An 11,914-nucleotide genomic window follows, 5' to 3' on the forward strand; every position below is an offset into this window, starting at 1 on the left:
ATGTCTGGGATAGTCGTTACTGACATTGTAAAAATATATAGCACCCGCGGAAAGGAGGTTAAAGCCTTGGACGGTGTTTCCTTTGAGGCAAGGAAAGGCGAGATCACCTCCATTGTTGGGCATAACGGTGCTGGAAAGACTACAATGCTTAAGATTCTTTCAACCCTTGTAATTCCAACCTCTGGTACGGCAACAGTAAACGGTTACGACGTAGTAAAGGACGAAAAAAAGGTAAGAGAGAACATAGGGTTAGTTACGGTTAGTGATAGGCTCTTCTATTATAGGTTGACTGGCTTTGATAATTTAATCTTCTTCGGCGTCCTTCAAGGTCTATCATTATCTGACGCCAAAAGGAGAGCTAATGATGTACTCGAATTGGTGGATTTATACGAATGGAAGAACACGCAATATATGAAATATAGCACTGGGATGCAGAGGAAATTAGCTTTAGCTAGAGCTTTGTTAACTGATCCTCCTGTGATCCTCTTGGACGAGCCTACCTTAGGCTTAGATCCAGTGTCTGGCAGGGTTTTCAGGGAAAACCTTCAAAAACTCAAGAAAACCGTTCTCCTAACTTCACACTACCTTAAGGAAGTGGAGGACCTTTCAAAGAGAATAATAGTCTTCAAAAAGGGTCACGCTGTAGCCTCGGGTGAGCCTCAAGAGCTCAAGAGCTCCATAGGGAAGGTCTATGAGGGAAAGGTATACGAGGTTCCTAGTGGGATGGAGAGATATGTGGTTAAGATTGAAGGAAATTACGCGGTTATGAGGTTGCCCGAGAGGGAGATCCATAACGTTGAACTTTACGATCTCAGGGAAGTTACTCCTACAATGGACGATGTTTACGTTTACTTTGTTGAGGAAGGGGTAGACGTTACTAGGGAGGGAAGAAGGAGAGGTGGTGCAAGATGGAGAGATTGAAATTAAGAAATTGGTTAAGTATGGCAATGGTATTCATTTACCTAAGGGGATTTAAGGTATGGATATCATACAAGACTCAAGTTGTGTTAACTGTGCTTTCATGGACCTTACCAGTGTTTACTTATTACTTTGTAGGTACATCCCTTGGACAGCACGTAGTTTCAGCTGTGGGAGTTCATGATTATACGCAGTTTTTCGTTATAGGCCTAGCTTTTCAGGGTTATATGTCGTCAGTAATTACTACCATAAGCCAGAGACTTAGAAACGAGCAACTTTACGGAACTATAGAATATTACGTTATATCAAAGGCAGGTGTAACGGGCTTTCTCACGTATTCCGCGCTCTGGGGATTTCTTCTAAACACAATTAACGCTGTGGTAATTCTCTCCGTAGGTTACGCACTAGGAGTTCGGTACGACGTAAACTTCGTATCCACAGGATTAGTCTTGATAACATTGATTGTCTCAACGTTTGGGCTTGCCTCACTTTCAGGTGCGTTTACGATGATTATAAAACAAGGAAATCCAGTGTCGTTTTTCTTCTCCACTTTTACCACTTTAATGAGCGGTACGGTATTCCCCGTGACAGTCCTCCCGTTGGCATTAAGATACGTGAGCTATGCTTTACCGCTTACGTGGGCTCTAAATGGATTAAGGGATTCTATGTTGATGGATGCAAGTATCTCTAGCATCTGGAATATTGTGGCTGCTCTATTGATATTTGACGTAATTCTTGTTCCTTTAGGCATATTTAGCTTCAGGGTGGCTTTCAGACATGCAAGGGAGAAAGGGACTCTAGCGGAATATTAGGCATGAAAAAAAGGTAGCTTAACATTATCATACTTATCGGGAGAAAGAGTATCACACGACGTCTATAAAATTCTTCTGTTGCTGAAAATTTAATCTTAAGAATTAACAAACGTAATAAAACATGTTAATTGATATATTACTTATTTCTTAATAATGTCTTCTCATTTCTCGGAGTTTAACTGTTCATTGCCTCCCTTTCTTTTTCCTTCTTTACCTTTATTATTGCCATTTTAGTCTTGTTAGTCAGATATTGAACCTCATGTTTGTGTTTCGTAGCTATGTGCCTATCTACGTTATCTTCTTGTACTCTCTCACCGCAGATTGTACATACTCCACCCTTTACTATTGGGGTAACTTCGATTGAAGTTTCAGCTAGAAGCTTAGCCATGGCTCTGGCCTTCCTTTCTCCTCCAGACTTCTCTATGAACCTCACTATGTTTCCTCTTATCCTATGTTTTGTAACGTTGTACTCTGACGCTAACTCGCTTGGTCCCTTTCCTTCTACCAAGTATCTATAAACCGCGTCTACCACGTACTTTTTACCTGCAAGAAGCTTAATCACAACGTATCTTATTGCCTCTACTGAGGAAGAACTTAGGCTTGGTTTGTCCACATCTATCAATTAGCAATAAAGGTTAATATCCTTTTTCCATATTTCATCTATGAAGTTTTCCGAGTTAGAATTTAGGGCTATTCAGGTGTTAAGGAAGAACCCAAGGATAACCGTAAAGGAGCTTGCGCTTGAGCTTAACGTTAACAGAAACACCGCCTCAAGAGTTCTTAGATCTGTCCTTCAAAAGGGAGTTAAATTAAAGGTAACTCTTGACAATAGACCTACTATCTTCATTGTAGGAGAGTGTGCAAGCTGGTGCGAGGAATGCTATCCACTCATAGATGAAAACAACATGTGCGTGGCGAGGGCTGACGACGTGGACTCGCTATTAAGAAGGACCGCTGAAGTCAAGGCTAAACAAGTCTTCATTTCCATGAAGGGAAACATTAGTGACCCTCAGTTCACCATAACCCTCACTTGCGACTACTGTGGTAAGGAAATACACCAAGGGGAAAAATATTTTACGTATAATAGAAACAATCGGACTTATTACCTTTGTTGTACTTCATGCCTGAAGGGAATTAAATATCAATTAGAGAAACGAAGCGAAATACTTAAGTAGAAATTCTAAAGTTTTATATTTTTAAAAAAAAAGATAAGATATATCTATAATTAAGAATCTTAATAATTTTTTTGCTTAAAAAATAATATTAATAACATTTTTAAGGAAAAAACACATTCCAATTAAAAAATTCGTTAAAGTTGCATCTAAAAAGTGATAGATGTTTCCTAGTTAATAACGAGCGATCTTCATCTTTTTAGGTGCATAGTGCACGAAGAAAAAGTGATATTCTATGCATACAACTGAATGTCTATGGACAAATGTATTGTTTGTGGAATGGAAGTGGAGGAAACTACTAACCTCAAGACAATGTATAAAGGTAAGATCTATCGTTTTTGTTCCGAAGCTTGTAAGAAAGCTTTCCTATCAGACCCAGAGGGCTATATAAAAGGAGGACCTAAGGGAATGCCGGGGATGCAAGGTCATGGTCATCATCACGGCCATCATGAAGATCACTGTTGCTAAGGAATGATTTGAATGGGCGAAAATGATGGAATCCAACCAGACTGAGGGTGAGAAGAAGGAGAAAAAAGAGAAGGAAACTAAACTGAGAATTGGGGGGATGCATTGTGCCTCCTGCGTTAATACTGTTTCAGGTGCGTTGAAGAATGTTAAAGGAGTGAGCGAGGCCGAGGTTAACTTAGCTACATCATCAGCTAAGATAATAATGGATGGAAACGTACGTCTGAAGGAAGTAGTAAGGGCTGTAAGGAAGGCTGGATATGACGTAGTAACTTCTAGAGCTACTCTGAAGGTTAATGTTCTTCCTGAGGACATGTCCAAGGTGAGGACGTTTGTGGAGTCCTTACCTGGGGTCATTCAGGCTTTGGATAATCCAGGATTAGGTACGATAAACGTGGAGTTCAATCCGGAAGAGACATCAGCGACTGAAATAGCTGAAAAGTTAACATCCTCAGGTTACTCAGCTAAGGTAATAGAGAGCGGAAAGGAAGAGGACGTGGCTAGAAAGGACTTCAAAGACAGGGAGATTAGGTTGATAGTAGGTATAGTTCTGCTTCCCTTCATTCTTCTGACACACGGAATCTTGCAACTTATCCTGTCCATTCCTGTTCAATTCTTTTCAGGATCTACATTCCACAAGGGTTTCATAAGGGCTACACTCAACAAGAACGCCAACATGGACACCCTCATCTCTTTGGCTTCAAACATACTGTGGTTTTCAAGCCTCTATTTCTTAGCTTTAGGTAAGACTACCTTCTTTGACGTGTCTTCAATGCTGATAACTTTCGTGCTAATAGGAAAAACTCTAGAGTCCTATCTGAAATATAAGATATCAACCCAAGTCAAGGTTCCCGAGATGATAGCCATTAAGAAGGACGGAAGCAAAGTTAACGCTAAGGAACTGAAATCCGGTGACGTGGTTGTAATCAAGTCAGGGGAGAACATACCTGCTGATGGGATTGTGGAGGAAGGGCAGGGGTTAGTTGACGAATCTATTGTTACCGGAGAGAGTCAGCCGGTACTTAAGACAAAAGGTGATAGACTTCTGACAGGTTCCATGATGGTATCAGGATATATTGAGGAATACGTAACTACTCCATTTGAGAGAACATACATAAATACAGTAGTTCAAACCTTAAGAGAAGCATATAACGCGAGAGTTTCCATGCAAAGGATAGCAGACAAGGCATCTGCCATCTTCACTCCTATAATATTGTCCATATCAGGGATTACGTTCGGGATATGGTTTGCAATTACTGGAAACGCAGTTGCAGCAATGCTATTTGGCGTCTCTGTTCTTGCTGCTGCATGCCCTTGTGCACTTGGCCTTGCCACTCCCATGGCCATCCTAGTTAAGGTCAACAGAGCCATGAAGAAGGGTATAATTATAAAGAATGGATCATCATTGGAGAACATAACTAAGGTTAACGCAGTGATTCTAGATAAGACGGGAACAGTTACGAGCGGAACTTACAGAATAGAGAACGTAAAGGAGTTCGTCAAGGATGCTTTTTCCATGGCTAGTGCATTAGAGAAGAGGAGCTCTCATCCCATAGCTAAGGCTTTTCCCCCCTCAAATCTGGAGGTCACCTCATTTGAGGAGTTCATAGGAAATGGAATTTATGGCGTTGTCAACGGCCACGACGTGATAGTTGGAAAGCCTAATTTCGTTAAGTCAAATTGTAACTGGGACAAGGATGAGGGGGACCTTATGGTGTGCATAGATGGAAATGCTGGAGCATCAATAACCTTAAAGGAGGAGATAAGAAATGGGGCAAAAGAGTTAGTTGACTACCTTAAAAAGAGAGGGATTAAGGTTATTATAGCCACTGGAGACGAAAGCAAGTCATCAGATCAAGTTGCCTCTTACCTTGGAGTTGAGCTCCATAAGGGCATGTCACCTGACGATAAAGGGGAGCTAATATCCAAACTTAAGGAAAGCTATAAGGTGCTCTTCGTAGGAGACGGTGTAAACGATGCATTAGCAATGAAGGAGGCTGATGTAGGGGTAGCGGTTTCCTCAGGTTCCGACATTGCTAAGGCAGCGGGAGACGTAGTAATAAGGGACTTAAGTCAGCTATCAGAGCTATTTAAGCTAGGTGAAAGCACAGAAGCTAAGGTTAAGCAGAATCTAGCTTGGGCTTTTGGATACAACGCTTTAATGGTTCCCCTTGCCTCTGGAATTTTCTATCCTCTACTTTGGCTACCTCCTGAATTCGCGGCCTTAGCTATGTCGTTTAGTAGCGTAATAGTGAGTACGTGGTCTTTACTCTAAAATATCTTGAGTTTCTTAAGAGTTCCTCTGTTTTTCTTCCATTCTCTCCTATCTTGTCAAAGATCTGGTTAGTGAGGCCATTTCTTCTCCTCTTTTCCCATGACCGTATTAGTAATAAGATTCTAATCATACATAGAGAAAAAATCATTTAACAGAGACTTTCTCAAGTACAAGAATAATTATGTCTTTCATCCTCCCTAAAAACAGATGTCCTTCAGATTCTCTATCGTCACCGTTGCCGAACCGATGAATAACACGCAAACCCTTAAACATTTTAACTATTTCCCTCTCTTCCATCGGTAGTATTAGCGACCCTAGAGGAGTACATAAATCTGTAAGGTAATCAACGTGCCAAAACTTGTTCTTACATTTTCTCATGTGCCTAGAAATTCTGTCGCTACAACTCCTTCCACAAGACCCTACATAAAAGTACTGCCCTTCCTCTATTTCGAACTTTCTTGATCTAGTAACAATTTCTCCTTTATTGCAGCTATAGAAAACAATATACCCTTTCCTATACATTTCCGAGAATTTCCTTAATATGTGTTATTAAATGTTCTGGCTCTATAAAAGGGGACTTGTTAAGTAACCCTCCCCCTTTCTTTCCTGTTATCAAGACAGTCAAGTTGTTTCCACTCTTCATAAAGGATATTTTATATTGATTCCCTCCCTTTTTTGCTTCCTCCAAAATGTAAGTTATACCTACTCCTTCATCTTTAACCTTCATACTATAAATGACGAAATCTTCGTCTAGTCTGATCTTTGCCGTGCTCTCCCTTTCATACATCACCACAGTATACTCGTTATTTCCGTTCTCTCCAATTACATGAAAATGTTTAGTAGCTACCAACGCTAGATAAGGATTTCTTATTATTCTATTCACTCCCTCATACGTTACGATTTTATCAGACACGGACACTTGACTTCCACCACGTTAAAATGGTACTTCCTACAAGGAGGAAGTCTAAAGCCAGCACAGGAAACACCAGAGGTATAATAGGCAAGGTCTTTCCCAGGATTGGAGCTGGCGCAATATGAGACTCTATAAGAAGTGCTGTATTCCACATGAACAGAATTGTAAACGGTATTAGTAATTTTCTTGTTCCTGATATTATTTCATATCCAGCAAAGATATATAATGCTGCGTTAAACCCAAAGTATTCTGAATATATGGCAAAGACTAGAGATGACTCACCTATAGCTTTAGACGCTAAGGTGGCAGCGTTATAGCCAGCAGCAATATGAAGTACAGCCCATGCCAAAGACAAGAATCCAGTTAACCACCTTAGAATATCCTCACTGTCCATTAAGAACAATTACTTCTAATTAACTATTTAAGAATATTCATCAGGAAAGTATAAAAAGAAGAAAAAATGGTTAAATTATAGGCTAGGACGTAATCGTAGCTAGAGGACGTAATTCCTTGACCATAACGTATAATGAACCGAACTCCTTGTCTATTCTGATGTGTGAGAATTCGAAACCGTTCTTACGATAGAAATCGACTGCGGACTCTAAAGCCTCTAACATGACTCCTCTCTTTCCTAAGGAGGCAGCAATTTCTTCAACTTTCCTCAGCATCTTGGAACCTATACCTTTTCCGCGGAATAATCTGTTCACTGCTATCATATCTAAGAGAAGGTAATTTCCCTTATCTACCATGTCGACCACTCCCTTAATTTCTCCTTCATCTTCGAGTACAAGTACAATGTCTCCCTTTTCCTTCCATTTGTAGTAGTCCTTCAAAGAGTACTTGTCCATCCTAGGATCTCCTGAGAAGAAGGGACTCCCAACATCCCTCCTCTCTATCTCTCTTATAATTTCAACGCGATTTTCCTGTTAAAACACAATTTAAGTGCATACGAGTTCCCTACCTTTTATTTTTCCTTTTATCTAAAAAAAGGGATAATTGTGTAGTTAAAAAAGTTATTTGTTACTGTTTTCCGTATTTTCCCTGTCTTCGTTTCCCCTTAGGTTTACCTTAATTAGATTGTCGGGTAAGTTAACTAAAGTAGACAAGTTTGGATAATAAGGTATACCTAAGGCCATATTTACAGAAGCAGGATCGTTCTTGGAAGCCAAGGAACCTGCTAAGTATAGCCTGATTGCCTTCTCAACGTCAACTCCCAAGTCGCGTAGCTGTATGACTCTCCTCAACTCATCATCTTGGGGCAACAGCCTTATTACCCTCACAGAAATCAGTTCAATTCCTATTTCGGAAAGGAAAGCCTTTAGACTGGCTAAAACTGCATTACTTACATCGCCAAGCTTCTTGAAAATGTCGGATAGCCTTACATAATTTATTATAGAGCTTACCTCCTGATCGATCATTGGAGAGATATATCTACCTAAGTCCGCATCCTTGAACACGTTATTTCCAAATTGGACATTGAAAACCAACTTTGAGGGATCTGTTACCCTATAATACACTGCTATTTCATACTCTAAAGGTACTAAATCTTGAGTTTGAGATACACCTACAATCCTAATTTCATGTCTTGTGGTCGAAGTATAGAACACTATGGTATCGAAAGGCAAAGCATTATATCTAAACCTTGATAAGAACGACGATAAAGGATTCTGAGGACTTTGTACGTTATGTGTTCCAGGAGGCAAAACAGCCTGAACTTGCCCTTGAATTACCACAACAGCAAGTTCGTTTGGCTGCACGAAGATGATTGACTTGGAGGTTATCTCCTCCTTTGGATAACGGAAAATTATGGTATCTTCAGCCATCATTGAGGTTCCGTTCTCCCTTTCAGTTGAAATTACAGAACCTCTAAACTGGAGGGACATCTTAAATTAGAACAAGTAGACTGAGATGAAAAAGTTTTTGATTATTAGAATATACTCCATCTATTAATATATTCAATCTAGTTATTTCAGATTAGCTTTTTGGTTTTTCTTGTTCATAAAATCTAGAGGTCAAAGGGATAGTTATCATATTCGTGCTTCTTTAAATAATCTAAAATGATTTGTTTCTTCATGAACGAGGATTAGTGGATCTTTCCCCTAGAACTTCTTGAACACAACGAATAGGCTCATGCTAAAAATATGGTGAACACTAAACTAGGATAAAACATTTATTTTAGGCTAAGAAAGTGTATTTTATGTCTAAAGAGTTAACACCTTTAGAGAAAATGCAACTACTTATACCTGGATATAGAGGTTACAAGGTTAAGGACCTTATAAGGCAAGATGACATGTTAGTTAGAAACTACGTCAGACAAAACTTGGAGAACGCGATTAACAAACTATCAGATAGAGAGTCTTTAATAGCTCAACAAGATCCATTCTCATCCATTATTAAACAGATTGAAATTCTTAACTCTAAGTTAAGATCTTTAATAGCAGACATGGCTACCATGCAGAGTGGGGGGACAGACGTCTACGCTAGATATAAGATAACTTCTGAAGCGTTGGAGCAAATAGTCCAAAACGACAGTTCCCTTATAGATATTTCAAACTATCTTTCTCAGTCGGCTTTAGACGGTGATATAAATGGAATTAATGAGCTTATAGAAAAGATAAGGTCAATTTTAATTACAAGACAAAGGCTATTCTTTCCCTTTCTGCAATAAATTGAAAACCATTTATAAGATGGAAGCTTGTAAAGGGGATTACTTCGTCTTTCTCGTCAGAAACCCCTACATGACGGTGAGATAGCTTGCCTTATAAGTTAAGGAGCGGAAAGCCTCTATAGTTTAATCACTTATTAAGATTTAAATGCTTATTTTCAGCACCTCCTTTAATGACGTTGATAGTACTCCTCAACTTCATTAGATCTTGATGAACATAAGGATAGAGTAACCAGTGTATATCTCCATCCTTCACGTCTCTACATTGATTATGCTTCATGGACGATAGTACAAACCTTTGTGATATCTTGGCTTATTCTTTGCTGTTTCACAAATGTTAAAGATTATCCAATCAATGGTAGGACAGTAATCTAGTCAGGACATTGAGGGAAGCGTTGTAGTTACGGTCTGCTGCCCAACTGCTCTATGGACAGACGAAAGTACGATCAGCCGAAGTTAGGTCGTCCTTAACGTGCCTGCACCTAGCACAAGTCATTGACGTGAAAGCAGAATAAAGAGGGAGAAAAAATACATGTATGTAAATAACGTAAATTTGTGAGTATACTAAATCTCCACCCTTTCCTTTCAATAAAAATCAGTGAGTCCTTCCTTTACTTATCTCCCTTTTCTCGTCTGTGACTCTTAGGGAAGCCATTACTCCAGAGAAAATTCCATTAAAAAGAATGAAGACTACGACGAGACCTATGAAAGTTTGCGGATATGGAGAATGTACTGCATAAGGTATCATGGACAGAAACAAGTATCCTATAGCCCCAAATAATGCAAGATTCCTAACTTGTTCAAGCTCAATATTTAGCATAGTTCCTTTAATTGGATAGGCAAAGACCACAAGTAGGATTAACATTAGTATTTCAATCAAGGATAATGTAGGATATGTGTAGATCGAAAGCAAAGGTGAAATGTCAACTGGAAACGGAGGATAAAACAACTTGCTAATTAAGTTAATCAATGTGATCACAATTGTAAGGAAAACTGTGTAAAGTATGCCAGCCCCTATGTTCCAACTTAATCTCCTAGCCTCCACGTCTCTTCACTAGAAATATTTATGCTAACTAAGGTAAAAAACTTATTCATTTATAAAGAAGATAATTTAATATGATTTGCCAAGGTTAACTCACTTTCATTCAATGACGGTAGAGAATCTCATTTTAAGAATAAAAAAGTGAAGGAAGATAACTAACATAAACGTATATGTCGGCATTATGAAGGATTAATATTTTATATTGTCTTCACATTTCTATTTTTCTTTTAATTATATCTAAAAATAGTTCTATAGTTTAATAATGCTAAATTTAAAACAAGCTATCTAATGTCTTATTTAAGGAGACCTTCCCCTGGCGTAAGTTACTATAGCTAGTATAACTCCTAGCGCTGTAAAGACTACTCCTCCTATCAATATGAATTCCTTTCCCACCGAACTTGAGGTTGAGTATTCTAAATCGTAGAAAACCGTAGCACTTATGTTAGCATCATTATGTATTTCTGCTGTTCCCTCTTCACTAGAGAAGAAACACAAAACGTAATTTACGCTATCATTATCGCTCTCTCCGTTATGGGGTATCCCGCTGACGTTAACCGGTTCGGTAGTATTTAGAGTTAATATTACTTGGGAATCAGCTGGATAAGGCACTTTCAGATTTCCCTCAGGCGGTATTATCCCATTGCCTGAGATAGTTCTAAAATTCGCGGAAGTAAGGCTGTAAGCCGCTAAAGAAACTCCAAGGATAATAAGAGCTATAGCTATAATGATCTCAGCCCTTCTTTTCATCTTCGTTTCCCCTTAGGTTTACCTTAATTAGATTGTCGGGTAAGTTAACTAAAGTAGACAAGTTTGGATAATAAGGTATACCTAAGGCCATATTTACAGAAGCAGGATCGTTCTTGGAAGCCAAGGAACCTGCTAAGTATAGCCTGATTGCCTTCTCAACGTCAACTCCCAAGTCGCGTAGCTGTATGACTCTCCTCAACTCATCGTCCTCAGGTAGTAGCCTTATTACCCTCACAGAAATCAGTTCAATTCCTATTTCTGCTAAGAAATTTTTCAATATAGCCGTTACTCCAGTTGTTATATCATTAAACTTGCTATATATTTCCGCTAGCTTAACGAAGTTTATCACTTGGCTTACCTCCTGATCGATCATTGGAGAGATATATCTACCTAAGTCCGCATCCTTGAACACGTTATTTCCAAATTGGACATTGAAAACCAACTTTGAGGGATCTGTTACCCTATAATACACTGCGACTTCGTAAATCAATGGCACTAAGTCCTGAGTTTGGCTGTTCCCAACTACTCTTATTTCGTGCCTCGTCGAAGAACAGAAATACACTATGGTATCGAAAGGAAGTCCGTTATATCTCATTTTTGATAAGAACGACGATAAAGGATTCTGAGGACTTTGTACGTTATGTGTTCCAGGAGGCAAAACAGCCTGAACTTGCCCTTGAATTACCACAACAGCAAGTTCGTTTGGCTGCACGAAGATGATTGACTTGGAGGTTATCTCCTCCTTTGGATAACGGAAAATTATGGTATCTTCAGCCATCATTGAGGTTCCGTTCTCCCTTTCAGTTGAAATTACAGAACCTCTAAATTGAAGAGACATAACATTTTTTAATAAATTATCATTATTAAGGTTACTCATTATTTGAATTTAGATATTTTTACTTTTT

Annotated in this window: 15 protein-coding genes; 6 read left to right on the forward strand and 9 right to left on the reverse strand. The window is 39.0% G+C overall.

The window, feature by feature from the left end; genetic code table 11:
- Together RQ359_RS06670 and RQ359_RS06675 are read left to right on the forward strand one after the other, a co-directional pair.
- Complete coding sequence (locus RQ359_RS06670) at positions 1-921, forward strand: ABC transporter ATP-binding protein (protein WP_156017276.1); 921 nt, start codon at positions 1-3, stop codon at positions 919-921.
- The gene (locus RQ359_RS06675) at positions 909-1,730 is read left to right on the forward strand and encodes an ABC transporter permease (RefSeq protein ID WP_240900154.1); all 822 of its coding nucleotides are present in this window, start codon (positions 909-911) and stop codon (positions 1,728-1,730) included. Before RQ359_RS06670 ends, RQ359_RS06675 begins: the two co-directional genes overlap by 13 nt.
- A 175-nt stretch (positions 1,731-1,905) precedes the next feature.
- Here the strand turns inward: RQ359_RS06675 and RQ359_RS06680 are convergent, their stop codons facing one another.
- The gene (locus RQ359_RS06680) at positions 1,906-2,343 is read right to left on the reverse strand and encodes a hypothetical protein (protein ID WP_156017274.1); all 438 of its coding nucleotides are present in this window, start codon (positions 2,341-2,343) and stop codon (positions 1,906-1,908) included.
- A gap of 49 nt (positions 2,344-2,392) precedes the next feature.
- On the opposite strand from RQ359_RS06680, the gene RQ359_RS06685 reads away from it, so the two are divergent.
- The 3 genes from RQ359_RS06685 (at position 2,393) to RQ359_RS06695 (ending at position 5,642) form a co-directional block, all read left to right on the forward strand.
- Positions 2,393-2,905, forward strand: a complete 513-nt coding sequence (locus RQ359_RS06685) for a TRASH domain-containing protein (RefSeq protein WP_054838700.1) — start codon at positions 2,393-2,395, stop codon at positions 2,903-2,905.
- A gap of 252 nt (positions 2,906-3,157) precedes the next feature.
- Positions 3,158-3,370: a YHS domain-containing protein gene (locus RQ359_RS06690; protein ID WP_420856771.1), complete on the forward strand. Its 213-nt coding sequence runs from the start codon at positions 3,158-3,160 to the stop codon at positions 3,368-3,370.
- Between the two features lie 25 nt (positions 3,371-3,395).
- Positions 3,396-5,642: a heavy metal translocating P-type ATPase gene (locus RQ359_RS06695; protein ID WP_054838708.1), complete on the forward strand. Its 2,247-nt coding sequence runs from the start codon at positions 3,396-3,398 to the stop codon at positions 5,640-5,642.
- Between the two features lie 144 nt (positions 5,643-5,786).
- On the opposite strand, the gene RQ359_RS06700 is transcribed toward RQ359_RS06695, so the two are convergent.
- From RQ359_RS06700 to RQ359_RS06720, 5 genes are all read right to left on the reverse strand, one after another.
- A complete protein-coding gene (locus RQ359_RS06700; protein ID WP_054838701.1) occupies positions 5,787-6,164 on the reverse strand; it encodes a DUF123 domain-containing protein in 378 nt (125 codons plus the stop codon).
- Positions 6,157-6,561, reverse strand: coding sequence for a hypothetical protein (locus RQ359_RS06705; protein ID WP_156017268.1), 405 nt, complete (start codon positions 6,559-6,561; stop codon positions 6,157-6,159). Before RQ359_RS06705 ends, RQ359_RS06700 begins: the two co-directional genes overlap by 8 nt.
- Complete coding sequence (locus RQ359_RS06710; protein WP_156017265.1) at positions 6,548-6,949, reverse strand: hypothetical protein; 402 nt, start codon at positions 6,947-6,949, stop codon at positions 6,548-6,550. The genes RQ359_RS06705 and RQ359_RS06710 overlap by 14 nt, the downstream gene beginning before the upstream one ends.
- An 82-nt stretch (positions 6,950-7,031) precedes the next feature.
- Entirely contained in the window at positions 7,032-7,403 is a 372-nt protein-coding gene (locus RQ359_RS06715; protein WP_054838704.1) for a GNAT family N-acetyltransferase, read from the reverse strand.
- Positions 7,404-7,568: 165 nt separating this feature from the next.
- Positions 7,569-8,438, reverse strand: coding sequence for an SPFH domain-containing protein (locus RQ359_RS06720; RefSeq protein WP_156017262.1), 870 nt, complete (start codon positions 8,436-8,438; stop codon positions 7,569-7,571).
- Between the two features lie 314 nt (positions 8,439-8,752).
- On the opposite strand from RQ359_RS06720, the gene RQ359_RS06725 reads away from it, so the two are divergent.
- Positions 8,753-9,223 carry a hypothetical protein gene (locus tag RQ359_RS06725; protein WP_054839405.1) on the forward strand — a complete coding sequence of 157 codons (471 nt, stop codon included), beginning with the start codon at positions 8,753-8,755 and terminating at the stop codon, positions 9,221-9,223.
- Between the two features lie 592 nt (positions 9,224-9,815).
- Here the strand turns inward: RQ359_RS06725 and RQ359_RS06730 are convergent.
- The 3 genes from RQ359_RS06730 to RQ359_RS06740 form a co-directional block, all read right to left on the reverse strand.
- Positions 9,816-10,265, reverse strand: coding sequence for a hypothetical protein (locus RQ359_RS06730; RefSeq protein WP_054839352.1), 450 nt, complete (start codon positions 10,263-10,265; stop codon positions 9,816-9,818).
- 294 nt (positions 10,266-10,559) lie between these two features.
- A complete protein-coding gene (locus RQ359_RS06735; RefSeq protein WP_054839353.1) occupies positions 10,560-11,009 on the reverse strand; it encodes a hypothetical protein in 450 nt (149 codons plus the stop codon).
- Positions 10,993-11,847: an SPFH domain-containing protein gene (locus tag RQ359_RS06740; RefSeq protein WP_156017259.1), complete on the reverse strand. Its 855-nt coding sequence runs from the start codon at positions 11,845-11,847 to the stop codon at positions 10,993-10,995. Before RQ359_RS06740 ends, RQ359_RS06735 begins: the two co-directional genes overlap by 17 nt.
- Positions 11,848-11,914: the final 67 nt, after the last annotated feature.

The sequence above is a fragment of the Sulfuracidifex metallicus DSM 6482 = JCM 9184 genome (genome assembly GCA_032834875.1).
Classification (GTDB): domain Archaea; phylum Thermoproteota; class Thermoprotei_A; order Sulfolobales; family Sulfolobaceae; genus Sulfuracidifex; species Sulfuracidifex metallicus.